At 59.6% G+C, this 22,018-nt stretch carries 23 protein-coding genes and 2 tRNA genes; 9 read left to right on the top strand and 16 right to left on the bottom strand.

All coding sequences use genetic code 11. The features are described from left to right. Window positions 1-113 precede the first annotated feature (113 nt). Window positions 114-446: an iron-sulfur cluster insertion protein ErpA gene (erpA, locus tag EFQ99_RS10325; protein ID WP_004674150.1), complete on the top strand. Its 333-nt coding sequence runs from the start codon at window positions 114-116 to the stop codon at window positions 444-446. A gap of 156 nt (window positions 447-602) precedes the next feature. Then, window positions 603-1,394 carry an exodeoxyribonuclease III gene (gene xth / locus EFQ99_RS10320; RefSeq protein WP_126920951.1) on the top strand — a complete coding sequence of 264 codons (792 nt, stop codon included), beginning with the start codon at window positions 603-605 and terminating at the stop codon, window positions 1,392-1,394. A 71-nt stretch (window positions 1,395-1,465) separates the two neighbouring features. On the opposite strand, the gene exoR is transcribed toward xth, so the two are convergent. From exoR to EFQ99_RS10290, 6 genes are all read right to left on the bottom strand, one after another. Beyond that, window positions 1,466-2,269 (bottom strand): exopolysaccharide production regulator ExoR, encoded by an 804-nt coding sequence (gene exoR / locus EFQ99_RS10315; protein WP_126823514.1) that lies wholly within the window; start codon window positions 2,267-2,269, stop codon window positions 1,466-1,468. A 19-nt stretch (window positions 2,270-2,288) separates the two neighbouring features. Then, on the bottom strand, window positions 2,289-2,759 hold the full coding sequence (locus tag EFQ99_RS10310; protein ID WP_126920950.1) for a hypothetical protein: 471 nt from the start codon (window positions 2,757-2,759) through the stop codon (window positions 2,289-2,291). A 229-nt stretch (window positions 2,760-2,988) separates the two neighbouring features. Then, a complete protein-coding gene (locus tag EFQ99_RS10305; protein ID WP_126920949.1) occupies window positions 2,989-4,266 on the bottom strand; it encodes an OmpP1/FadL family transporter in 1,278 nt (425 codons plus the stop codon). A 400-nt stretch (window positions 4,267-4,666) separates the two neighbouring features. Continuing rightward, window positions 4,667-7,510 carry a valine--tRNA ligase gene (locus EFQ99_RS10300; RefSeq protein WP_126920948.1) on the bottom strand — a complete coding sequence of 948 codons (2,844 nt, stop codon included), beginning with the start codon at window positions 7,508-7,510 and terminating at the stop codon, window positions 4,667-4,669. A 117-nt stretch (window positions 7,511-7,627) separates the two neighbouring features. Then, entirely contained in the window at window positions 7,628-8,506 is an 879-nt protein-coding gene (locus EFQ99_RS10295) for a DUF2497 domain-containing protein (RefSeq protein ID WP_126920947.1), read from the bottom strand. Between the two features lie 309 nt (window positions 8,507-8,815). Next, window positions 8,816-9,481, bottom strand: a complete 666-nt coding sequence (locus EFQ99_RS10290; protein ID WP_208722741.1) for a protein-L-isoaspartate O-methyltransferase family protein — start codon at window positions 9,479-9,481, stop codon at window positions 8,816-8,818. 454 nt (window positions 9,482-9,935) lie between these two features. Here EFQ99_RS10290 and EFQ99_RS10285 point away from each other — a divergent pair, with 454 nt between their 5' ends. Further along, the gene (locus EFQ99_RS10285) at window positions 9,936-10,238 is read left to right on the top strand and encodes a hypothetical protein (RefSeq protein ID WP_126920946.1); all 303 of its coding nucleotides are present in this window, start codon (window positions 9,936-9,938) and stop codon (window positions 10,236-10,238) included. A gap of 71 nt (window positions 10,239-10,309) precedes the next feature. Here EFQ99_RS10285 and EFQ99_RS10280 read toward each other — a convergent pair. Continuing rightward, a tRNA-Cys gene (locus EFQ99_RS10280) sits at window positions 10,310-10,383 on the bottom strand. A 271-nt stretch (window positions 10,384-10,654) separates the two neighbouring features. On the opposite strand from EFQ99_RS10280, the gene EFQ99_RS10275 reads away from it, so the two are divergent. Then, entirely contained in the window at window positions 10,655-10,993 is a 339-nt protein-coding gene (locus EFQ99_RS10275) for a KTSC domain-containing protein (protein WP_126920945.1), read from the top strand. A 100-nt stretch (window positions 10,994-11,093) separates the two neighbouring features. Here EFQ99_RS10275 and EFQ99_RS10270 read toward each other — a convergent pair whose 3' ends face one another. Beyond that, entirely contained in the window at window positions 11,094-11,429 is a 336-nt protein-coding gene (locus EFQ99_RS10270) for a hypothetical protein (protein WP_245441475.1), read from the bottom strand. A 93-nt stretch (window positions 11,430-11,522) separates the two neighbouring features. Beyond that, window positions 11,523-11,840, bottom strand: coding sequence for a hypothetical protein (locus EFQ99_RS10265; RefSeq protein ID WP_126920944.1), 318 nt, complete (start codon window positions 11,838-11,840; stop codon window positions 11,523-11,525). Window positions 11,841-11,957: 117 nt separating this feature from the next. Here EFQ99_RS10265 and EFQ99_RS10260 point away from each other — a divergent pair. Next, window positions 11,958-12,032 (top strand) — tRNA-Asn (locus EFQ99_RS10260). 203 nt (window positions 12,033-12,235) lie between these two features. Here EFQ99_RS10260 and EFQ99_RS10255 read toward each other — a convergent pair. Next, complete coding sequence (locus tag EFQ99_RS10255) at window positions 12,236-12,568, bottom strand: hypothetical protein (RefSeq protein WP_126920943.1); 333 nt, start codon at window positions 12,566-12,568, stop codon at window positions 12,236-12,238. A 247-nt stretch (window positions 12,569-12,815) separates the two neighbouring features. Here EFQ99_RS10255 and EFQ99_RS10250 point away from each other — a divergent pair, with 247 nt between their 5' ends. Continuing rightward, window positions 12,816-13,067: a hypothetical protein gene (locus EFQ99_RS10250; protein ID WP_126920942.1), complete on the top strand. Its 252-nt coding sequence runs from the start codon at window positions 12,816-12,818 to the stop codon at window positions 13,065-13,067. 237 nt (window positions 13,068-13,304) lie between these two features. Here EFQ99_RS10250 and EFQ99_RS10245 read toward each other — a convergent pair whose 3' ends face one another. From EFQ99_RS10245 to EFQ99_RS10235, 3 genes are all read right to left on the bottom strand, one after another. Then, on the bottom strand, window positions 13,305-13,895 hold the full coding sequence (locus EFQ99_RS10245) for a hypothetical protein (protein WP_126920941.1): 591 nt from the start codon (window positions 13,893-13,895) through the stop codon (window positions 13,305-13,307). Between the two features lie 554 nt (window positions 13,896-14,449). Next, a complete protein-coding gene (locus EFQ99_RS35465; protein ID WP_126920940.1) occupies window positions 14,450-14,629 on the bottom strand; it encodes a hypothetical protein in 180 nt (59 codons plus the stop codon). Between the two features lie 391 nt (window positions 14,630-15,020). Then, window positions 15,021-15,317, bottom strand: a complete 297-nt coding sequence (locus EFQ99_RS10235; protein ID WP_126920939.1) for a DUF6074 family protein — start codon at window positions 15,315-15,317, stop codon at window positions 15,021-15,023. A 185-nt stretch (window positions 15,318-15,502) separates the two neighbouring features. On the opposite strand from EFQ99_RS10235, the gene EFQ99_RS10230 reads away from it, so the two are divergent. Next, window positions 15,503-16,768, top strand: coding sequence for a glycerate kinase type-2 family protein (locus EFQ99_RS10230; protein ID WP_126920938.1), 1,266 nt, complete (start codon window positions 15,503-15,505; stop codon window positions 16,766-16,768). 2 nt (window positions 16,769-16,770) lie between these two features. On the opposite strand, the gene EFQ99_RS10225 is transcribed toward EFQ99_RS10230, so the two are convergent. From EFQ99_RS10225 to EFQ99_RS10215, 3 genes are all read right to left on the bottom strand, one after another. Continuing rightward, entirely contained in the window at window positions 16,771-17,724 is a 954-nt protein-coding gene (locus tag EFQ99_RS10225; protein WP_126920937.1) for an NAD-dependent epimerase/dehydratase family protein, read from the bottom strand. Window positions 17,725-17,821: 97 nt separating this feature from the next. Beyond that, window positions 17,822-18,778 carry a lytic transglycosylase domain-containing protein gene (locus EFQ99_RS10220; protein WP_126920936.1) on the bottom strand — a complete coding sequence of 319 codons (957 nt, stop codon included), beginning with the start codon at window positions 18,776-18,778 and terminating at the stop codon, window positions 17,822-17,824. 168 nt (window positions 18,779-18,946) lie between these two features. Beyond that, a complete protein-coding gene (locus EFQ99_RS10215) occupies window positions 18,947-19,606 on the bottom strand; it encodes a peroxiredoxin (protein ID WP_126920935.1) in 660 nt (219 codons plus the stop codon). 455 nt (window positions 19,607-20,061) lie between these two features. On the opposite strand from EFQ99_RS10215, the gene EFQ99_RS10210 reads away from it, so the two are divergent. Both EFQ99_RS10210 and EFQ99_RS10205 read left to right on the top strand, forming a co-directional pair. Further along, the gene (locus EFQ99_RS10210) at window positions 20,062-20,661 is read left to right on the top strand and encodes an ANTAR domain-containing response regulator (protein ID WP_126920934.1); all 600 of its coding nucleotides are present in this window, start codon (window positions 20,062-20,064) and stop codon (window positions 20,659-20,661) included. Between the two features lie 43 nt (window positions 20,662-20,704). Then, window positions 20,705-21,979: a CmpA/NrtA family ABC transporter substrate-binding protein gene (locus EFQ99_RS10205; protein ID WP_425376270.1), complete on the top strand. Its 1,275-nt coding sequence runs from the start codon at window positions 20,705-20,707 to the stop codon at window positions 21,977-21,979. Window positions 21,980-22,018 lie beyond the last annotated feature (39 nt).

Raw genomic sequence — 22,018 nt, 5'->3', positions numbered from 1 at the left:
GCGCATCATGGCCTTTTCGCGAGGATCATGATAAGTTCCTTAGATATCAGGCATTTGAACATTCGAGTGCCAAAACCCATTCTCTCCGGATCTTGACCCCGGCAGGAGGAAACATGACGGATACGAGTGTAACCCTTTCGGACGCCGCGGCAAAGCGCATCGCTGCGATCATCGGCGCGGAGGCGGGCAAGAGCGCGCTGCGCGTTTCGGTCGAGGGCGGCGGCTGTTCGGGCTTTTCCTACAAGTTCGACCTTGCCGACAGCGCAGCCGACGACGACATCATCGTCGAAAAGAACGACGCCAAGGTGCTGATCGATAGCCTGTCGCTCGTCTATATGGCGGGTTCGGAGATCGACTTCGTCGACAATCTTCTCGGCCAATCCTTCCAGATCAAGAACCCCAATGCGGTGGCAAGCTGCGGCTGCGGCACCAGCTTCTCGATCTGAATATCTGAACGCACGACATTTCTCCCTCGAACCGGCCGAAGAATTCCTTCCGGCCGGTTTATCGTCTTGTCCTGTTGTAAAAGACCGCGATAAAAGAGGCGCGTCGCGCTTCGAACACACGTCCGGGCGGAATGCAATAACAGGAACGGGAGAGCCATGAAGATCGCGACCTGGAACATCAACGGCGTCAAGGCGCGCATCGACAACCTCACGCAATGGCTCAAGGATTCCGATCCCGATATTGTCTGCCTGCAGGAAATCAAGACGGTGGACGAAGGCTTTCCCCGGCTGGAGATCGAGGCGCTCGGCTATCACGTCGAGACGCACGGCCAGAAGGGCTTCAACGGCGTGGCGATCCTCTCCAAGAGTTCACCGTTCGAGGTCAACCGCGGCCTGCCCGGCGATCCGCTGGATGAGCAGGCACGTTTCCTCGAAGCAGTGTTCACGCTGGCCGACTCGCGCATCCTGCGGGTCTGCTGCATCTACCTGCCGAACGGCAACCCTGTCGAAACGGAAAAATATCCCTACAAGCTCGCCTGGATGGAGCGCTTGCGAACGTTCGCGGCCGAACGGCTCGCCTATGAAGAGATGCTTGTCCTTGCCGGCGACTACAACGTCATCCCCGAACCACACGACTGCTTCGACCCCAAAGTCTGGGAAAGCGATGCGCTGTTTCTGCCGCAGACACGGGAGGCGTTCCGCCGGCTCGAAAACCTCGGCCTGACGGATGCGGTGCGCGCGACGACGGACGCGACGCAGCTCTATTCCTTCTGGGATTATCAGGCCGGCGCCTGGCCGAAGAATAACGGCATCCGCATCGACCATCTGCTGCTGTCGCCGGAAGCCGCCGACCGCATGACGTCAGCGGCGATCGAAAAACATGTGCGGGCCTGGGAAAAGCCATCCGACCACGTGCCGGTGATCGCCTATTTCGACTTCGCGGCCTGAGGTTTTTTCTCAAGCTCTGTTTTAAGCATGTCGTTATCCTGGAACCGCTGCACACGTCCAGGCGACATGCATTAGTCGTCGGAGCCGCTTGCGATCGTGTGTGAAAGCGATATGGCCGTGCGGCGGTCGGCTTCGTTGGCAACCGAGAAGGCCTGCTCCTGCAGCGCTTCCATCCAGTTGCAATCCTTGGGCTTGCAGCGGTCGAGTGCTGCCGTCATCAGCGCCAGACCGCGCGCGGTCTGGCCTTCGTCGAAAAGAATATTGCCAAAGACGGCCATGGCGCCCGGATGACCACTCTTGCGGGCCTGGTTCAGCCATTTCTTCGCCTGCTGCGGGCTGGCTGAACCGCCCTCTCCCGCCAGCATCATCTGGGCCAGCTGGAATTGCGCCTCGGCAACGCCGAAGGTGGAGGCGACCTGGAAATAGAGCTGACGGGCCTGGGTAAGGTCGATCTTAACAGGGCTGCCGGTTATGCCGTGCTTGTAATAATTGGCGAGCGAGAGCAGCGCGTTGACGAAGAAGCCGGTATCTTCCGAACCGGGTTCGACGCCCTGCTGGGCGATCTCGCTGTAGATCTTGAAGGCTTCGAAATCATCCTGCGCGACGCCATCGCCGTCGGCATACATGTTGGCAAGCGCCCAGCGCGACCCGGTATGGCCCTTTTCGGCAGCGTATTTATAGGCTTCGACCGCCTCTTCCTTCTGTCCGTTCTTATAGGCCTTGAAGCCGAACTTGAAGAGATCGAAAGGACCGGATTCCTTGTTGACGCCGGCCTTGATGTCGAATGCACGGGCTGGGCAGGTCAGTGCCAGCGCCACGGCCATCGACATGCCCATCAGCATGAACTTGAACAATTTGAACTCGGACGTCACCATTTCAACCGATTTCTTTCGTTCATCCCTGGCAGGTAGCGGCGGCGCTTACGCCGTGCATACCGCGGATGTATTCCTTCGAGGCGAGCGATCCCGCGGCGAGCTCCATGGCCCCTTTGCCCGCGTCGCATCCAGCCGATTGGCCTTTTCTCAAAGACCGAATTTCCAGCGCGTCATTCAGAACCACCCGGCCTGCGGCATGGTCCGACTGCAATCTCCGTGGCACTCTTTCGGTGGGCGCGGCGTCCGCCTTCCCGCCTTTATCGCATTCGTAAATAGCAAATGTGACCAAACCGGTATCGACTTCTACGGCGAAGCTCGGCTGCTCATGCGAACGGGGCGAAAACAACGACAGTGAGTGGATCGACGATGTCATCGTCAGGCCAGTTCTGCCGCCGGAACAGCCTTGCTCGGAAGGAAAAACGGCCGCAATCCAACGACTGTCGCCAATCGCGCCGTACGATCTGGTGTTACCGGAAAAAATTCGACCCATGCTACTAATTACACGCACCGTAAGTCTGCCATCTCCTCGCCTGCAAATACCGCTGCGCTCTCTTTGTGGCGGGAAATGGACAAATTCGCCCCATCGCCACCATACGCCAACTGCCATAAAAAAGTGTTGCTGAATCGTCACAAATCAGAAGGTCGTTTTGTCTTGCGGAGCGCCCAAAGAAAAGCCCGGCAAACTGCCGGGCTCCGTGACTTCTACTTGAGGCGCAGGATCAGAACTTGATCTTTACGCTGGTGGAGAGGGCTGCGACCAGATCGTCGTCGAAGGAATAGGAGACGTCATCGCCATAGGTCTTGCCTTTGTAGACGAAGGTGCCGGATTCACCGCCGGTCATGATGCCGAGCGCGCCGGCCAGACGCCATTCTACATTCTCGACCGGCGTATAGGAAACGCCTGCGCCGAGCGTCCATGTGTCGGTCTGGGAGCCATAGCCCTGGCTCGTGCCGCGATCCCAGGTCAGGCTGACGGCGCCCGCCCACTGGTCGTTGAACTTGTGCCCGACGCCACCACCGATCGTCCAGCCGTCTTGATAGAAGAGATCGAGCGAGGTGAGCTGGGTGCTGCCGTTGCAGGCGACGACGCCCTTGTTGGCCTTCGGGCAGAAGGCGATCGACTGCAGCACGCTCCAGTTCGTCCACTTGACCGAACCGAAGGCAAGCCAGTCCGGCGCAATGCCGCTCTGCAGCTTCAATTCAACAGAATCGGGGGCTTCGGCCGAACCATAGACCGGGGTGACGACGCCGAGGTATTTATTGGCGGGATTGACGGCCTTCGGCACCTCGGTCAGATCGACCGTGCCTGTAAGATCGTCATATTTGACCTTGCTGTTGTAAACCAGGCTGGCGCGAAAGGCATATTCCGGGATTTCGTAAGCAAGGCCCGCGCGCCATCCCCAGGCCTGGTCGGAAAGCTCCAGACGGCCGGTGCCGTCATAGATCAGCGAGGCCGGCGGTGTGGTGATAGGCGCGACGAGGCGGGTCTTGAAACCCTCGACCATCTGATAGAAGCCGCCACCGATAAAGCGAAGCTGGCCGGGGCCCATATCGAAACGATAGGAGCAGGTGAGGCCGTAATTGCGGGTGCTGATCTTGGTTTCGATGTTGTTGTTGACGCCCAGCCAGTCAGTGCCGGGATTGGTATGTGCGCCGAAGGGTGTGGAATAGTCGCCCAAGCAATCGATCGCGTCGCCGAAACCGACCTTCACGCCGAGATAGGGAACCCAATAATTCTCGGTATCGTCGGCGGTGGTCGAACCGCCACCGACGCCATTGGTGCCGAGACCGTCGCTCGCCTTGGTGTCCTTGACGTTCTTTAGCTTGCGCTGCGGCATGACATAGGTCGCGCCGGATTGAACGGAAAACCGCGAATTGTCGAACAGCTGATCGATATTGTATCCGCCACGCTCCAAACCGCCGGCGAAGGACGGCGATGCGAGCGACGAAAGAAGAACGAGCGACGTCACGCCCCTGGAAAACATACGCGATGCCATTGTGTCTCCCCCACTCCAGCAATTGATGTGGCGACACTCTAGTAAGTGTTCGCCTGACATGGCAACGCGCCCCATGACAACGTTTCCAATCGGTGCGGCGGCCAACTTACGTAAAGAAATTGACGGACACGTCAAAAAATCTGGTTAATAAAATTTTATTCCGGAGACGGATGATTTTCGGGCATCTTTTGGGCGTTCGTTCCAAACATTGCAGAAGCTGTATCAATCCGACAACAGTAGCGGTTTTCGCCGGCCGGACGCTTTCGAGGCCACAATCCACAGGCTGGAAGCCCGAAACCAGCCGTTCTCGGGACCGAATCACGCACGCCACAAGGACAAAAAAAGACGCGCCGGCGAAGGCGCGTCTTTGAAATAACTTACCAAATGGGTCTTGAGAAACTTAACCGGCTTCGCTGACCCTGGAGAGAGCGATCTTCAAGCTTGCGATCTGCCCCTCCAGCTCTTCGAGACGCTCACGCTCGGCCTCGACCACCTCGGGATTGGCATTGGCGACGAACTTCTCGTTGGAGAGCTTGCCGTTGATGCGTGACATCTCGCCTTCCGTCTTGGCGATCGCCTTTTCCAAGCGGGCCTTTTCGGCGGAAAGGTCGATCAGATTACCGAGCGGCAGGCAAATGGTGGCCTCGGCGACGACGATCTGTGCGGCCCCCTTCGGCGCATCATCGGCCAGCGATATCGCTTCCACGCGCGCAAGCCGCTTGATGGCGGCGTCGTGGCGGAACAGCCTTTCGCGGGTCAGGTTGTTGGCCTTGACGACGACGAGCGGCGCCGTTGCCGATGGCGGCACGTTCATTTCGGCGCGCACGGAGCGGATGCCGGAGACGAGGTCGATCAGCCAGTTGATCTCGTCGGCGGCTCCATCATCGGCATAGGAGGGCGCAGGCCATTCTGCATGGCAGACCAGCGTGTCGCGCTCCTTGCCTTCGCCGGCTGTATGGCCCCAGAGTTCTTCGGTCATGAACGGCATGAAGGGATGCAGCAGCTTGTAGATCTCTTCAAGAATATAGGCGCTGCAGGCTTGGGCTTCGGCCTTGGCGCCCTCATCCTCACCGTTGAACACCGGCTTCAGCAGTTCGAGATACCAGTCGCAGACCTCGTTCCAGACGAAGCGATAGAGCGCGCCAGCGGCGTCGTTGAAACGGAAGGCTTCGAGCGCTTCCGTTACGTCACGTTCCGTACGGGCAAGCTCCGTCAGGATCCAGCGGTTGATGGTGAGTTCGGCGGCCTCCGGCACGAAATGCGGGTCGCTCTTGGCACCGTTCATCTCGGCAAAACGCGTGGCGTTCCAGAGCTTTGTGCCGAAATTCCGGTAGCCGGCGATACGGGCCGGATCGAGCTTCACGTCGCGGCCCTGCGCCGCCATGATCGCCAGGGTGAAGCGCAACGCGTCAGCGCCATATTCGTCGATCAGTTCCAAGGGATCGATGACGTTGCCCTTCGACTTCGACATCTTCTGCCCATTCTTGTCGCGCACCAGCGCGTGAATGTAGATCGTGTGGAAGGGTTCGACAGGATCGCCGTTCTCGTCCTTCATGAAATGCAGGCCCATCTGCATCATGCGAACGACCCAGAACGGGATGATATCGAAGCCAGTGACCAGAACATTGGTCGGATAGTAGCGCGCAAGCTCCGGTGTCTGGTCAGGCCAGCCGAGTGTCGAGAATGGCCAGAGGGCCGAGGAGAACCATGTGTCGAGCACGTCCTCGTCACGCGTCAGGATCTCGCCGGGCTTGAAGTTTTCGAGCAGGTCCTCGACATAGGCCTTCATCGGCCCCTCATGCGAGAGGTAATGCTGGATCGCCGCCTGCAGCGCCTCTTCCTCGGTCTTTTCGACGAAGACCTGGCCATCCGGGCCGTACCAGGCGGGAATCTGATGTCCCCACCAGAGCTGGCGGGAAATGCACCACGGCTCGATGTTCTCCAGCCAGTTGAAATAGGTGTTTTCCCAGTTCCTCGGGATAAACCTGGCTCTTCCCTCGCGAACAGATTCCAGCGCGGGTTGTCCCAAGGTCTTATTGTCGACAAACCACTGTTCCGTCAGCCGCGGCTCGATCGGCACGCCGCCACGGTCACCATGCGGGACCATGTGCTTGTGCGGCTCGATCTTGTCCAGGAGGCCGGCCTCTTCGAAAATCTCGACGATGACCTTGCGTGCATGGAAACGGTCCTGCCCTTCCAGACGGTCCCAGGCGCCATGAAGCGCCGCCGGATTGTCGAGACCTTCGAGAAAGTCCTCGTTCTCCTTGATGGCGATCGTGCCATCGACGTTCATGACGTTGATAGCGCGCAGCTTCGCCCTCTTGCCGACCTCGAAGTCGTTGAAGTCATGCGCCGGCGTGATCTTGACGGCGCCGGTGCCAGCCGTCGGATCGGCGTAGCTGTCAGTAACAATCGGAATGCGGCGGCCGACGATCGGCAGGATGACGTGCTTGCCGACGATCGGCTTATAACGCTCATCCTCAGGATTCACGGCAATGCCGGTATCGCCCAGCATCGTCTCCGGCCGCGTCGTCGCGACGACGATATAGTCGCGCGTCTCGAATTCGGTCGGCTTGCCTTCCTCGTCGAAGGCAATCGGATATTGATAGGTGACGCCAGGCTCGAGCGGGTAGCGCAGATGCCAGAGATTCCCCTTCACCTCCTGCTGTTCGACCTCCATGTCGGAGATCGCAGTCAACAGTTTGGGGTCCCAATTGACGAGGCGCTTGTCCTTGTAGATCAGGCCTTCCTTGTAGAGCGTGACGAATACTTCGAGAACGGCCTGCGACAGGCCTTCGTCCATGGTGAAACGCTCACGCGACCAATCACATGAGGCGCCCAGGCGCTTCAGCTGGTTGAAGATCAGCCCACCCGATTCAGCCTTCCACTCCCAGATCTTGTCGATGAAGGCGTCGCGGCCCATTTCGCGGCGGCCAGGCAGCTGCTGTTCCATCAACTTGCGCTCGACGACCATCTGCGTGGCGATGCCAGCGTGGTCCATGCCCGGCTGCCAGAGCACGTCCTTGCCGCGCATGCGCTCGAAGCGCACCAGGATGTCTTGCAGCGTGTTGTTCAGCGCGTGCCCCATGTGCAGCGAACCGGTGACATTCGGCGGCGGGATCACGATGGTGAAGGTCTCGGCCCCGGGCCTGGCGTTCGCGCCAGCGCGGAAGGCGTCCGCCTCATCCCATTTCGCGGCGATTTTCGGTTCGACGGCAGCGGAATCATAGGTCTTGTCGAGCATTTTCTGACCAATTTCGAAGTTCGAGGATGGGCGTTTGTAAATAGGATGGGCACGGCCAAGTCAATAAAAAAGCCGCCCCGGAGACCGGAGCGGCTTTTCAGGAAAAAAGCAATCCGATCAGCGGCGCGGGCCGCGCGCCACACGCTCGATTTCCTCGCGCACCAGCCGCTCGACCAGCGTCGGCAAATTATCATCAAGCCATTCGCGCAACATCGGGCGCAGCATGTCCTCTGCGATCTCGTCGAGCGAGCGGCGCTCGGCGCCGTCGATCGCGGCGGCGAGCTCCTCGAAGGAGCGGCTGATCTGCAGGCCGGCATCTTCCGAAAGCAGCGTCGGCTGGATCTCCTCCATGACGCTCGGCAGGAAACGCTCGGCCGATGACTGCTCGGCAGGTTCCAACGCCGGTGCTGCTTCGATGGCAGGCGTCGGCTCGGCGACAGCGACTTTCGGCGCTTCTACGACCATCTGCTCGGCCGGCTGCTGCTGGACCGGAGCATACTGAACCGGCGCGGGAGCAACAGGGAAAACGGGCTGCGCCGACTGGGGCTCCAGCTGCGGCGCTGCGGCGCGCGGCGGCTCCGGCATCAGAACCGGCTGCGGCTCAGGCTGGCGGAAGGCGCTCGGAATTTCACGCAGTGCCTGACCGGCCTGTACGGCGCTGCGCTCGGAGGCGGCGCGCACGCGGGCGGCGACATCGGCAAGCGACATCGCGCGGGCCGGCACTTCAGGTTCGGGGGCGGTGCCGGCCGAATTGGCGGCAACGAAACGCGGATCGGAGGAGCGCATGGCCGGTTCAGGAAATTCGACGCCGGCATAGGTATCGTCAACGGTCAGATGGATTTCGGAGCCGTTCTCATCCTCATCGGCGCCGTAGACCGGCGGCAGGGATGCTGAAATCGCCTTGCCGGCGCCGGGCTCATTGCTTTCGATGATCTGGCGGATGGAGGCCAGAATTTCTTCCATGGACGGTTCACGCGCTACACTTGGCTGAGCCATATCTATCCCCGTTATTCCAAAACAACGACCGGATGGTGTGGAGCGTTCATCCGAATCACCACGACCTTAGAATACCCCAGGCGTGAAAAAAATCATCGCGAATCAAATGAATGCGACCATGCACAGTTTTGTTACCCAATGTTTGCCGGCGGAAAGCCTGTAGCGAATTCAGGCGACGAAAGGCACGCCGCATCCATGCGGTCCGCGGCGTCGACTTCAGGATAAAGTATGTTTGTGAAGGCTTTCCAGCGATGCCCAAAAAAACGGGCGCCGATGGCGCCCGTCGCTGAATTCATCGGTAGAACGGCCTCAGAAAACGAATTCGCGTACCTTGGCAAAACCCGGCAGCGGCTTGACGGAGGCGTTGAAGAAGACGTTCTCCGAAACGGCGCCGCGCTCGGCGACGAAGACCTTGGCGCGGGCGGCATTGCCGTAACCCTCGACCGTCACCAGACGGCCACCGTCACGCAATTGACCGAGAAGAGCTGCCGGAACTTCCTCGACCGCACCGTTGATGAAAATCAGATCATAGGGAGCGCCGGCAGCATAACCATTTTCGAGCGGGCCGGTGACGACCTCGAGTTTGCTGTAGCCGGCAAGCTGAGTCTTCGCTTCGGCCGCGAGCTGCTCGTCGCATTCGAGCGCGATAACCGAACCGGCAACGATCGACAGCAGCGCCGACGTGTAGCCCGTGCCGCAACCGACTTCGAGCACGAAATCATCCTTGGTGACCGCGGCGAGCTGCAGCAGCTTGGCAAGCGGCGACGCCTCCATCAGGAAGCGGGCTGGCTTTCCGGGTGCTGCGGCTGATATCTCGACATCGTTGTCGATATAGGCCAGCAGCTTCGCCTTCTCCGGCACGAAGGCCTCACGCGGCACCGTGAGAAACGCCGTCAGCACGGAATGCGAGGTAACGTCCGTCGTGCGAACCTGGTTGTCGACCATCTTTACGCGCGCAGCTTCGAAATCCATCATGTCCTCTCGCTCTTTGAAAAGCGGTTCCTGTCCCTGCGTCTCTTAATCTCCGCCACGAATGCTTTCAAGGCTTGGCAACCGCCGGCGCAAAGAATCCGGCGAGCGCTTCTTTCGCGCCACAGCAGGCCTGACGAGCGCCGCAGCTCAAACGTGGAATCTTCAACCCCTTGATGTTATCATCTCTGAAGGAGGAGCAGGCCATGTCTGCGATTTTCGAATATTTCTCGCTGTTCGATTTCTTCATCGTCGCAGCGCTCATCGTCATCTTCTGCTGCGGGCTGCTGGACGGCGAAAGGACCTGAGGCGACAGAGCGCCGCGAAGCGGCAATCTCATGCCGACGAAGGGGTCCGGCGTGCGCCGGGTTGCCTTGTAACAGCGGCTCTTTCCCCTCGCCCGCCTTATGCGCATTAAGGTTACATCAACCATTTTGTTGCGGCGCCCTCACCTTCCGCTATGGGTGCGCGCATGCAAACCTTTCTGATCCAATCGCGCGGTATAGAAGCGCTTCACTATAATGCCGATGCCCGTCTGCTGCTGATCAAATACAGCAGCGGCGACATCAGCAGCTTTACCCGGATTTCGCCGCAAGGCCTGCGGCGGCTGCTCGGCGCAGCGGCCGAAATCGACGAGGGGTCGGAGTTGAACGATCCAGCGTATCAGGCACAAATCCGCAAGGGCGGCCTGAAAGCGCTCTACCACTTCAAGGGAATCAATCCGGCACAGTTCGATTTTTCGCCGGGACCGCAGGTCTGGTAGCACGTCAAGGCATCGATGCCGCACGCCGAGCGAGCTGCATTCCAGACCGACTATGTCATGTGGGAAAATTTTGGAGGCCTCGCCCGGAATTGAACCGGGGTACAAGGATTTGCAGTCCTCTGCGTCACCACTCCGCCACGAGGCCTCACATGCTCGTTATCTGAGCCGTGGCGAGCGTTTAGAATGATCGTAAGGAAATCGCAAGAGGGCATTTCGGAAAAACGCCGTTCCGCCGCTGTCGAAAATGGCCCTTTCCCATTCCGGAGCGGCCGGGCGCGGACTAAAATTTCCACATCCGCGACGATGTCCCATTTCCTGCCGATGATCGTATTTGACATAAATCCCATGCTTGACTTCGACCGGGGGCCGGACATCTTACCCCATCGGGAGGGCATGAAAGCTGCATTGGAGCTGATATGGACTGGGCTGCCCTCAAATCAAATCGCGTGCGGGCGGCATACAATGCCGAAACTCGAGATCTGCACGTAAAATTTCCCGGTTCCCAGCCGGTGAAACACCTGGATATTCCGCAGCACGTCTACCAGAACCTGCTGGAAACGGATGATCCGCACTTCTACTACAGGTATTATATCGCTCCTTCTCGCGTGCCAGAGAGCCGGCGACGAGTGTTCTCTGCCGTGTCCTACGGATTGAAGCTCGCGTTCCTCCTCATCGCCTGCAGCCTGTTCATGGCGAACGACCTCGATCCCGGCCAAGACGGGTCTTTCGAGGCAAGCGCACTCAGGCAGCACTAAAAGCGAATTCGTCCCGGTGCTACGCAGCCTTGATCAACGGGAGCGATGCACCGGCTGAAAAATCAGCTGTTGGGTTCCGGCCGAATCGGCACGGCCAATGTCAGCCGGAACGGCCGTCGGCGGCCTGCCATAGAGGGGTGCCCTTCATCGCGATCGCCGGGTGGTCGGTTTCAGCGCCGGGATTGTCACTTCTGTTTTGCTGACGGTAGCGGCGATCATCCCGATCGCGGTTTCCCCCGTCGCGGTCGTTACGGCCGTTGAAATTGCGATAGTTTCGAGGTCCGCTGGAACCGCTTTGACCGTGATCGACCACGCAGCCCTCCGGGCGGCGGCAGATGCCGCGGGCGTCGAAACCGCCGCTATCGACACCTTGAGCCTCGGCCGGAACGCCTGAGAGAATGGTCGCCGACAGGACGACCATGAAAAAAGCCTTCATTTCCTCACCTGGCCCATTGTGGAGCGTTAGATTCCATAAACCACGAATGCGAAAAGCGTTCCACTGTTCCACCAGCCCTCCTCGGGTCGGTCGTCAGCCGGCCGGCTTGCGCCGCCTGTGCCACCAGACCGCCAGCCGCCGCCGAAGCCGGCGCGCAACCGGCAGATCGTGCGAGAGCACGAGGAAACCAAGCGGCAGCATCCAGAAACCGAGGATCGGCAGGAAGCCAAGGAATCCGCATAAAATGAGTGCAATGCCGATTGCCATCCGGGCAATCCGCGAACGCGGCAAACCGATGCTGAAGGAGCCGAGCATGAGCCTGCCGCTTGCGTGATCGATGCCGAAGCGCCTTGCCTTCACCTTGCGCTCCGCGCCGCCTTTCGTCTCTTCCCGATCATTCCCATTCGTCATGCAGCAGAGATGGGCGCAGACAACCCAAATACAAGTTCATTTCATTTTTTTGAAAAAACTGCTTGGCAAATCGGGAAAGCATTTGTATTAGCCCACTCACACCGCGCCAAGCAGTGATCCCTGGTAGCTCAGCGGTAGAGCATTCGACTGTTAATCGACAGGTCGCCGGTTCGAATCCGGCCCGGGGAGCCATTTTTCAAGCAATCGCCTGTTTCGTTGATAAATCCGAAAGCAGGCGTTTTCTTCCCCACTTCCTCTCCCCGCTTTTGATGCGTTTTTTCTGCGGTTCGATGCCTGTGGATAAACGTATTGCCGAAAAGGGTTTGCCCGCCGGCTGGTGATGCCGGACGGGCGCGCTTGTTGGGTACCAAGGTCGGTGTCCTTGGCGCCGGCAACTAAAAATCAAAATACACTGTCACACCTGACCGACGACGATAGGGGTAGTCGTCGCGGTAGCCATAATAGTCGCGGTGGCCGTAATAGTCGCGAGAGCCGTAGTACCGCGGACGATAGCACGAGCCGTAATACCGGCAGTCGCGGTACGCGTACCGCTGTTTCTTCCAGTGGCCATACGCATATCCATTACCGTGGCGACGGTGTTTGACCTGCTCGACGTCGGAGGTGTGCATCTGTACTGCATTCGGCACGACGATCGGCGTTGCGTTTAGCGGCAGGGCGAAAGATGCAGACAAGACAATGGCTGCAAGTGAGGAACAAAGCATTTTCATCGGCGCATCCTTTCAGGCTACGATTCTGGGTTAATTAGGATTAACCTCCGATGAACGGCCGCGCGCTTGTTAGAAAAGCACCGGCCGGCGCACTGCTGGTGTAGGCGCAGGCATTTTGCGGAGTTGCACCTGTCGTCGCATTAGATGATAACCGCCGGCTTGTGAGACCGGGAGGCGCTTGTGGCGGCGCGGCGGTAAAGTGGGCATTCGCTAGCCAAGCAATCGCCGGCGGTGTACAGCAAACACCATGGCGCTCGATCCTGAAAAAGCATTTTTAGATTACAGTGCGGCGGACTGCAGCGTGCAGTTCTGGACCGCCAACGCACCGGCCGTGCAATTCACCTCTTTGGAAGCCGCTGTCAGGTTCGCAAAAGACCATGGCGGCAGGTGGGAAGAGATTGAGATAACGGTCCATCTGCCGCGCGAAGACATCGCGTTCGCCACCGGAAAAGTGCATCAACTAATTGACGCTTTGCCAGGTGAAGTCAGGAAGAAATAGAACCGGCCGGCGCGCCGCTGGTGTGGTCGCGGGTGGTGATCGCGCCGGCCTATGGTGTTGGTTAGCGCTCGACGGCGTCATGCGGCGACTGCGGTCGAGCGCTAAATTTAGCCGGCCCAGGGAGCCATTTTTCAAGCAATCGCCTGTTTCGTTGAATATCCCGAAGCAGCGCTTTTTCTTCACTCCCCCTCCCCATATTTTGGCCGCCGGGACTGAATTTGCTCTGAACCTTCTTGGTTACTCGCGGACGATTCGCTCGACAACGGAAGACTGGCGGTCCGAGATCTTTTGCTGGAGCTTTTTAAAGAGCGGTAGACCGAGCATATCGATACCCTCGCCAACTGTGTGCCAGTGGATGTTACCCTTGGGGATACGGCCTAACTCGGCATCAACGATGACTCTGTCGGCATCTCTAACCCTCACCATAGTCTCATCAATCGTGTTGAGCGCGTCGGCGCGGAGATCATCGTCTGCTCCACTACCTTCAACCCTTGCTTTAAGATCGGCGAGGAAACTCTTTTTCTTGGCAAGTATGTCTTGGCATTCATCTATGAAGGCCTTGTCGATATCGGCTTCCCACCTTTCTTTCGGACCATCGAAAGAAAACCAAACGGTAGGGTCAAACATATCGTAAAGTGCCTTGTTCATCCTATATTTTGCCGCAAGGCGCTCTTTTTGTGCCAGTTGCAGTTGCTTCCATGCTGGCCGTGTAGAGTACCAAACACCGACAAGGGCGACGGCCCCGACAATAGCTGTTTGATACCGCTCGCCCCAGTAATCCAAGCACCTCAGGAATGATGGCAGCGATTGTAGGATGAAATCGATCATCCGATAGCACTGCCATAAGTTCAGTACGTGGACTAGATGGGATCAACATTCAGGGTTCTCAAATCAGATGACCGCTGAATGAAGCCCGAGAAGCTCCGCAGGGTCCCGGGACCGAGTGGATTGAAACAACCGTTTCCTATTTCAAATCCAGCGGAGGAACGTTGCATCCCGGTTCTAGCCAGAAATCGGTAGCTCCATAATCCTTGCGATAATTCACAAGCCGCCTACACTTGCTGCATGAAATCAGATGGCTGGCGACCACGGATGAACTGGCGCTTTGCGGATGATGGTTGAGAAAGGTCGGCGCGAACTCTCGCGCCGACCTTTTGTATTCTTTGCGCCAAGAAAGGCCGTGCGCAACCGGCCACCTTTGCGTTGACGATCGGATGATATAGAGACTGCCGCAGGACGCGACTGCCATTAACTTAAGAATGGGGTCGGGCGACAGATTGACGTCACGTCGCTGCCACGAGATCACGTGGCCGTTCTATGTTGAAGCGCCTACCTGACGGATTCGACGGCTGCCATTCTTTGCGGGCAGGAGCCGACCGCCTCTAATAGCTGCACGAACGGCCCTCGTTGGGACGGAATCCATCCGCGCAGGCCGGGTTCATGGAATCTCCCGGCACATATCCGGATGCCGATCCATAGGAATTCGGAGGGGTCGAGCAGCCCGAGGCGATGGCGGCAAGCGTGATTGCTCCGGCTGCTACTAATGCCCGAAATTTGTTCATCGATGCTTCTCCAGTTTGCGCTACGCGCGGGTCGTGAAGGCTATTCACTTGGATCAACGGGAGAATCCTTCCCGGCTCATCCCCCAAATCATCTGCTCCTCAAGATATATGCATGCTCCCCGACCGCCGTCAGCTTCGAACGCGTAAAATTTTCACGGGTCTCGAGTAAGATAGACCAAGGCGCTGTGGAATGTCGTCAACGAGCGCGCCGAATTGGGCCAGGCAAGCTGTAGGATGGCGCGCAGGCAGCCGGTCGACCTCGTCGTCGACACATCAGGCGACCTGCTGATCGCCGACAATATCGGCAATATCGTGCGGGTGACGTCAGCCGGTCAATAAACCCGGGGCACCCAGGTCAGTCCGGAGGACGTTCGCTCCGCCGCGATTGCCGCTATCGCTTTTGCGATTTGGCGACGGCCCGCTTTTCGTGGCTGAGAACGAGTTCGATCTGAACATCTTCCTGGAACTGCATCACCCGCTCTGCGATATCGCGCTCCGGCATACCGGCGGCCAGAAGCTGATCGGCAAGCCTGCGGCATTCCGCCTTCCAGAATTCTATTGCATCCGCGCCATGCCGCCGGCCGAGTTCACGGGCGCAGCGTTCGATATTGGCGGTTCCAGTACCGGAGGGGAAAGCGATAATCCTGCCTTCACGGGAGACGGGGCGGCGGGTCATTTCAGTAGCCATCGAACACACGTTCCTTTGATCCTGTTCGTTGTCTACGGGAGTATGGTTAATGCTTTCTATTCGTTTCCTGTCCGCGCCCCTCAAGAACGTCCGTTGCCTTCAATTGGCCCGGTCTTCGACCTTGACGCGGGCACCGCGATGCGCCGACAGTCCGCATCACGACCGATAGCTGAGGCAGACCACCGATGACATTAACTCCTCCCCGCGCTTTCCTGAAAAGCCTGTTCGACGCGGGGGTTCGCGCCGCCGATCCGCTGACCGGCATCAAGGCGAAGCTTCCAAATAAGCCGAAGGGAAGAACCGTGGTGATCGGCGCCGGCAAGGGCGCAGCACAAATGGCGCGAGCACTGGAAAGCATCTGGGATGGAAAGCTGGAAGGTGTGGTCGTCACCCGCTACGGCTATGGCTGCGAGACGCGCGATATCGAGATCGTCGAGGCCGCGCATCCTGTACCCGATGCCGCAGGGCTTGCCGCGGCAAGACGGCTGATGGAGACGGTTGGCGGACTGACAGAAGACGATCTCGTCATCGCGCTGATCTGCGGCGGCGGCTCGGCGCTGCTGCCCGCCCCGCCGGAAGGGCTGGCGCTCGAAGACGAGATCACCCTCAACGAGATGCTGCTCGCCTCCGGCGCACCGATCTCGGCGATGAACGTCGTGCGCAAGCATCTCTCGACCATCAAGGGCGGCAGACTTGCTGCAGCGACCAGAGCGAGGGTCGTCAGCCTGATCGTTTCCGACATTCCCGGAGACAACCCGGCGCATGTCGCCTCGGGGCCGACGGTGCCTGATGGTTCGACACGGCATGAGGCGCTGGAGATCGTCCGTCAATATGGCCTGCAGCTGCCGCAGGCAGCGCTCGATCACTTGAATTCACCGCAGGCGGACGCCCCGCGACCCGATGATCCGGTATTTGCAGGTCACGAGCACCACATCATTGCCTCTGCCGGCGTGTCGCTGGAGGCGGCGGCGGCCGTTGCGAGGGCGCAGGGCATCACGCCCGTCATCCTGTCGGATGCGATCGAGGGGGAATCGCGCGACGTGGCGCTGGTACATGCGGCGATCGCCCGCGAAGTGCTCGGCCGCGACCGGCCGTTTTCGAAGCCCGTCGTCATCCTCTCCGGTGGCGAAACGACGGTGACGCTGCGTGCCAAGGGCGGCAAGGGCGGGCGTAATGGCGAATTCACCCTCGCCACGGCGCTGGCGATCGATGGACAGGAGGGCATTCATGTCCTGGCAGCCGATACGGACGGGATCGACGGATCGGAAGACAATGCCGGCGCCTTTGCCGACGGAAGCACCGTGAGGCGCCTGCGCGCTGCCGGCCTCGACCCGCGCCGGCTGCTCGACGGCAATGATAGCTATTCCGCCTTCAAGGCCATCGGCGACCTCTTCGAGACCGGACCGACCGGAACCAACGTCAATGATTTCCGGGCGATCCTGATCCGCTAGCCTCAGGTCTCGATCCGCCCCTGCCCCACCAGCCAGCCAACCGATTCCTGCACCGCCTGCAGGGACGTATATCTCGGCGTGTAACCAAGAAGGCGCTGGGCTTTGGCGATCGAGCAATTCGGGCTGCGGGCGATATGCTCCCATGTCGCCGTCGCATCCTCCTTCGTCTGGCTTTCGGCCCAGACCTCGAATGGCGCGAAGCTGAGTTTCGGCCCATGCCCGAACCATCGCGACATGGCTTCCGCGTAGCCGCGAAGCGTCAGCGCCTTCTCCGAAACAGCATGGAAACTTTCGCCGATCGACGCATTCCAGTTGGCGACCGCGCCCATGAACATCGCCGCGACGTCATCGGCATGGACGTGGTGAACAGTCTCCAGCCCGAAATTGGGCAGCGCCAAAGCCTCTCCCCGGGCAAGCGTCGAAAAGACCTGCGGGTTGAAATTACCGGCCGGATTGAGCGGCGCCCAGCCGGGGCCGACAATGTGGCCGGGATGAATGATGGTTGCCGGAAATCCTCGAAGCCTTGCCTGCTGCAGGAGATAGGTTTCGATCGCCGCCTTCTGTATGCCGTAGTCACCGAACGGAGACTTCGGCGCCTCCTCCGCCGTCGGCACGGTCGTCGGATAGCCATGCGTCCAGATCGTACCGGTATGGAGGAAATGTCCGACATGCCCTGACAGGGCCGCCACCAGATGCTCCGCACTTTCCAGCGTGAAGCAGATCATGTCGATGACGATATCGGCTTTCAAAGCACGCACAGCCGGAGCGAATTCACCGGTCCGCTCCATCTCTGCACGGTCCATCTGCCGCTGATCGACGGACGCCCAGGCGCGGTTCGCCGTATAGGGTTTTGCCGTGCCGCGGCTGATGGTGACGACCTCGTGACCTGCCTCGACAAGGCGTGGAACCAGATAGGTTCCGACATGGCCCGTTGCCCCGATTACCAAAACCCGCATCGTCGTTCTCCCTTTTCATTTTCGCGCCGAATATGATGCGCCTTCCCGCGATCCTGCAAGCGAACTTTTCGTCATCGAGAGTGGATCGACGGACCCGTTATCGATTCTTGAAAACCAGACAGCTGCCGCCATGTTTCTTGATCTGGTTGCAGACATCACTGGCTTCCACGCGCGTCTGCCGGGCGATGCGGGCGGCATAACGCGGGCGAAAACCGAAGCTGCGGTCGCGCTGGCGCAGGATCAGCGGCTGCTCCGCATTTAGAGGCGCGGGCAGGTCCTCGACGGCATCGAGGAACAGGCGCCGGGCGATCCCTGCATCCGCATTTGCCGCAAGCTGAACACCCCAGGGAGCCCAATTGCCCTCCTGACGCCAGGGTGTGTCTTTCAACGTCCGCCTTTCGGCAAGCGCCACGCAACCATCGAGAAAGGGCTTGTCCTTGTCGAGCGGGACCGCCGCATCTTCCGGTGGGTTATCCTTCCATTCCTCGACCGTGTGTGCGGTAATCGCCATCACGTAGCTGCGCGTCTCGTAAGGTAATCTGCCTGCTGCAAGGTAAGTGGCGAGGCCGTTTTCGCCGGCATTGTAGGCGGCTGCGGCCAGGCCGAGATTGCCGAACCGATTGCGCAATTCATCGAGATATTGCGCCGATTTCCGCAGGGCTTCCAGCACCTGGTAACTGTCTTCGAGGCCTCGGAGTTTAGCCGTTCCCGGCATGAATTGCGCTATGCCCTGCGCTCCTTTGAAGCTGACCGCATCGGGGCGAAAAGTGCTCTCCCGCCAGATGAGCCGGGCGAAATAATCGGGCGGCAACTGGTTGGCCTCGGCGAAATGCTCGATCGCGACGCAGAGATCGCGATTGAAACTCTCCTTCCGAATGCAGAGCGTCTCGCCTGATGCCGACGCCGAAGATCCCGAATACAGACAGGCCGGCGGCGCGACACTCCCCTCCGGCCGGGCCTCTGTCGTGTCCACTTGAGAAAACAGAAGGCAGAGCGAAAGCATGGCCTTCGCCGGTCTCTTCCCAATGCCGGACTGACGCTTTCGCCCTATCATCGGATCTCAGCAGGTTCGAACTTCCACCGTGACGCTGAATCCTAGATAGCATCGATGACGTCCTGAAGCTTCCCCAATTCCATATCTGCCCTCGAATTCAAGCCGATACGAAAAAGCCGCCGGGCCAATATGGCCGCGGCGGCTCAAGGAACTGCTTGAAACCGACAATCAGGCGGTCGGCTGCTTGGTCTTCCTGAGATAGGGCAGAACCGTGTCGAAAGAGCCGAAACGGGCAATCGCGTCTTCGTTGGAAACCGCGGCGGTGATGATGACGTCCTCGCCCTGGTTCCAGTTCGCCGGCGTCGCCACCTGGTGCTTGGCTGTCAGCTGGATGGAGTCGATGGCGCGCAGGATCTCGTTGAAATTGCGGCCCGTCGTCATCGGATAGGTCAGGATCAGCTTGATCTTCTTGTCCGGGCCAATGATGAAGACCGAACGCACCGTCGCATTGTCAGCCGGCGTGCGGCCTTCCGAGCTTTCGCCGGCTCCGGCCGGCAGCATGTCATAGAGCTTGGCGACCTTGAGGTCCTTGTCGCCGATCAGGGGATACTCGACGTCAAAGCCGGTGGCGGTCTTGATGTCGTTCTTCCACTTGGCATGGCTTTCCACAGGATCGACGGAGATACCGATGATCTTGGCACCGCGCTTGGAAAATTCTCCGGCGAGGCCGGCCATGGCGCCGAGCTCGGTCGTGCAGACGGGCGTGAAATTTTTCGGATGCGAGAACAGGACCGCCCAGCCGTTGCCGATCCAGTCATGGAAGCTCACCGGTCCCTGCGTGGTGTCGGCGGTAAAATCGGGGGCAATATCGTTGATGCGTAAGCTCATGGTCGGCCCTCCAAGCCTTGTGTTAAATGTTATTCATCTCAAATCGAGGCCATGGGATCTGCCCGCCGGAAGCGGTCACAAGATTGCGGTCATCGATCGCACCGGCCGAAGGTAAAACTTCCCATCCCAGGATTTTAAGTAGGTTATATACCACGATAACCGAAGGCATGCTCTTTCGATTTCCGACCTGCCGCCGCATTATTTTTCCCGCGGACGCGCGCAATGATAGACCGATGGTTCGCCGCCGGCCTCACGAAAACAGGCGCAATAGTCGGCGACCTCATTTCGAGCAGTCGGCCGGAGTGACACTGCCTATGCCGCGTCCCGCATGCGCTGTGCTCGATGCGGTTGTGAGGTCCTACTGCCCTAAATACGGCAATTTGATTATTTTGTGTGCACTTTTATTCATGCACACTTTTCAGGCGAACACCTTGCAAAAATTGCTGCAGTGCGTCATGAATATAGGCATGACGCATCGCGATCTGACGATTCTGGTGATCGACGAAAATGCCATTCGCGCCTCCATCATCGAAGAGGGGCTGCGCGAGGCAGGGCATGCGCACGTCACCGTGGTGCATGAGGTCCACGGCATCGCGCGTACCATCGAAACACTGATGCCCGACGTGATCATCATCGATATCGAGAATCCCAACCGCGACATGATGGAGCATCTTTTCCAGTTGACGCGTACGGTCTCCCGCCCGATCGCCATGTTCGTCGACCGCTCCGACACCGCCTCGATCGAGGCTGCGGTCGATGCGGGCGTCTCGGCCTATATCGTCGACGGCTTGAAGAAGGAACGCGTCAAGCCGATCCTCGACATGGCCGTGAGCAGGTTCAACGCCTTCAGCCGGCTGCAGCGAGAACTTGCCGATGCCCGGTCGGCTCTGGAGGAGCGCAAGCTAATCGAGCGGGCCAAGGGCATATTGATGAAGATGAAAGGCCTGCCCGAAGAAGAGGCCTTCGCGCTGCTGCGCCAGACGGCGATGAACGAGAAGAAGAAGATGTCGGAAATCGCCCAGAGCGTTGTCACCGCTGCGGGACTTTTGATGTGAGAGCCGATTTGGCGAATTTCCGGAGGAAACCGGAGTGGATATGATGACTGAGATCGCCGATGTGAGCGGTGGACTGCCCTTGCCGGCGCGCGTAAACCGCGAAGGCGCCAAGGTGCTGCGGGCCGGCTTCATTCCGCTCGTTGATGCATCGGTACTGATCGCCGCGGCGGAATTCGGATTTATCCGCAAGGAAGGCCTGACGCTCGAGCTCGTCAAGGACGTTTCCTGGGCGAATGTCCGCGACCGCCTGGCGTTCCGCCAGTTCGACATTGCCCATATGCTGTCGCCGATGCCCATCGCCTCCACGCTCGGCCTCGGCTCCAACCCCTCGCCGACGATCACGCCGTTTTCCCTTGGGCGCGGCGGCAATGCGATCACGCTGTCGACACGGCTTTTCGAGAGGATGCGGGAGAGCACCGGCCTGTCGGAAACGGCAAGCGCGCTCGACAATGCTCGCGCCCTGGCAAATACAGTCGCGGCGATGAAGGCGCGCGGCGAGCCCTTGCCAACCTTTGGCGTCACCTACCCCTTCTCCTCCCACAATTACGAATTCCGCTACTGGCTGGCGGCTGGCGGCATCGATCCCGACAAGGACGTCAAGCTCGTCGTCGTGCCGCCGCCGCTGACGTCGGACGCGCTGGAGGCCGGCGCCATCGACGGCTTCTGCGTCGGCGCACCGTGGAACATGATCGCCTCGGAACGCGGCGTCGGCCGCATCGTCGCAACCAAGCAGGACATCTGGCCCTCGGCCCCGGAAAAGGTGATCGGCATGCGACCGGATTGGGCCGAAAGCCATCCGGAAACCGTTTCCCGGCTGATCGTGGCGCTCGACGCTGCGGCCCGTTGGTGCGACCGGCCGGACAATCATGACGCGCTGGCGGCCGCTCTCGCTGATCCCCGCTATATCGCCGCTCCCGTCGACATCATCCGTCGTGTGCTCGCCGGCGAATTCAGCCTTGATGCCAGGGGCAACCGGCGTGTCATTGCAGATTACTTCAAGTTCCATTCCGGCTTCGCCAATTATCCCCGCCCGAGCCATGCGCTGTGGATCTACAGCCAGATGATCCGTTGGGGACAGGCCGAGACCAGCCTCAACCACGCGCGGGCTGCCGCCTCCGCCTATCGCCCGGATCTCTATCGCGCGGCTCTCGGCGACGCGAATGCGCCCGAGGATGCGGATATCCGCATCGAAGGTGGCGACGAGAGTGACCGCTTCATGGATGGCCACGTCTTCGATCCCACAAGACTGCCGGAATACGTCGCAGGCTTTGCCGTCAGAGGCGACCTGCCCTTCGCTTGCGGCAGCGACGAGATTTGATGTCGTTCGGGCTGCACAAAACGCCAGCAAGGATCTGCG

The organism is Rhizobium vallis (assembly GCF_003985155.1).
Classification (GTDB): Bacteria; Pseudomonadota; Alphaproteobacteria; order Rhizobiales; family Rhizobiaceae; genus Rhizobium; species Rhizobium vallis.
Note: the sequence above shows the minus strand (reverse complement) of the source record. Positions and strands in the feature narration are given on the sequence as shown.

Bases quoted from the DNA above. Each gene is read 5' to 3' on its own strand.
- EFQ99_RS10205 (WP_425376270.1), top strand. From the start codon at position 20,705: ATGACTGAGATCGCCGATGTGAGCGGTGGACTGCCCTTGCCGGCGCGC.
- EFQ99_RS10305 (WP_126920949.1), bottom strand. From the start codon at position 4,266: ATGGCATCGCGTATGTTTTCCAGGGGCGTGACGTCGCTCGTTCTTCTT.
- EFQ99_RS10275 (WP_126920945.1), top strand. From the start codon at position 10,655: ATGGACTGGGCTGCCCTCAAATCAAATCGCGTGCGGGCGGCATACAAT.
- EFQ99_RS10225 (WP_126920937.1), bottom strand. From the start codon at position 17,724: ATGCGGGTTTTGGTAATCGGGGCAACGGGCCATGTCGGAACCTATCTG.
- EFQ99_RS10210 (WP_126920934.1), top strand. From the start codon at position 20,062: ATGAATATAGGCATGACGCATCGCGATCTGACGATTCTGGTGATCGAC.
- EFQ99_RS10270 (WP_245441475.1), bottom strand. From the start codon at position 11,429: ATGAAGGCTTTTTTCATGGTCGTCCTGTCGGCGACCATTCTCTCAGGC.
- EFQ99_RS35465 (WP_126920940.1), bottom strand. From the start codon at position 14,629: ATGAACAAATTTCGGGCATTAGTAGCAGCCGGAGCAATCACGCTTGCC.
- EFQ99_RS10235 (WP_126920939.1), bottom strand. From the start codon at position 15,317: ATGGCTACTGAAATGACCCGCCGCCCCGTCTCCCGTGAAGGCAGGATT.
- EFQ99_RS10250 (WP_126920942.1), top strand. From the start codon at position 12,816: ATGGCGCTCGATCCTGAAAAAGCATTTTTAGATTACAGTGCGGCGGAC.
- EFQ99_RS10220 (WP_126920936.1), bottom strand. From the start codon at position 18,778: ATGATAGGGCGAAAGCGTCAGTCCGGCATTGGGAAGAGACCGGCGAAG.
- EFQ99_RS10230 (WP_126920938.1), top strand. From the start codon at position 15,503: ATGACATTAACTCCTCCCCGCGCTTTCCTGAAAAGCCTGTTCGACGCG.
- erpA (WP_004674150.1), top strand. From the start codon at position 114: ATGACGGATACGAGTGTAACCCTTTCGGACGCCGCGGCAAAGCGCATC.
- EFQ99_RS10215 (WP_126920935.1), bottom strand. From the start codon at position 19,606: ATGAGCTTACGCATCAACGATATTGCCCCCGATTTTACCGCCGACACC.
- EFQ99_RS10285 (WP_126920946.1), top strand. From the start codon at position 9,936: ATGGGTGCGCGCATGCAAACCTTTCTGATCCAATCGCGCGGTATAGAA.
- xth (WP_126920951.1), top strand. From the start codon at position 603: ATGAAGATCGCGACCTGGAACATCAACGGCGTCAAGGCGCGCATCGAC.
- EFQ99_RS10265 (WP_126920944.1), bottom strand. From the start codon at position 11,840: ATGACGAATGGGAATGATCGGGAAGAGACGAAAGGCGGCGCGGAGCGC.
- EFQ99_RS10300 (WP_126920948.1), bottom strand. From the start codon at position 7,510: ATGCTCGACAAGACCTATGATTCCGCTGCCGTCGAACCGAAAATCGCC.
- exoR (WP_126823514.1), bottom strand. From the start codon at position 2,269: ATGGTGACGTCCGAGTTCAAATTGTTCAAGTTCATGCTGATGGGCATG.
- EFQ99_RS10255 (WP_126920943.1), bottom strand. From the start codon at position 12,568: ATGAAAATGCTTTGTTCCTCACTTGCAGCCATTGTCTTGTCTGCATCT.
- EFQ99_RS10290 (WP_208722741.1), bottom strand. From the start codon at position 9,481: ATGATGGATTTCGAAGCTGCGCGCGTAAAGATGGTCGACAACCAGGTT.
- EFQ99_RS10310 (WP_126920950.1), bottom strand. From the start codon at position 2,759: ATGGGTCGAATTTTTTCCGGTAACACCAGATCGTACGGCGCGATTGGC.
- EFQ99_RS10245 (WP_126920941.1), bottom strand. From the start codon at position 13,895: ATGATCGATTTCATCCTACAATCGCTGCCATCATTCCTGAGGTGCTTG.
- EFQ99_RS10295 (WP_126920947.1), bottom strand. From the start codon at position 8,506: ATGGCTCAGCCAAGTGTAGCGCGTGAACCGTCCATGGAAGAAATTCTG.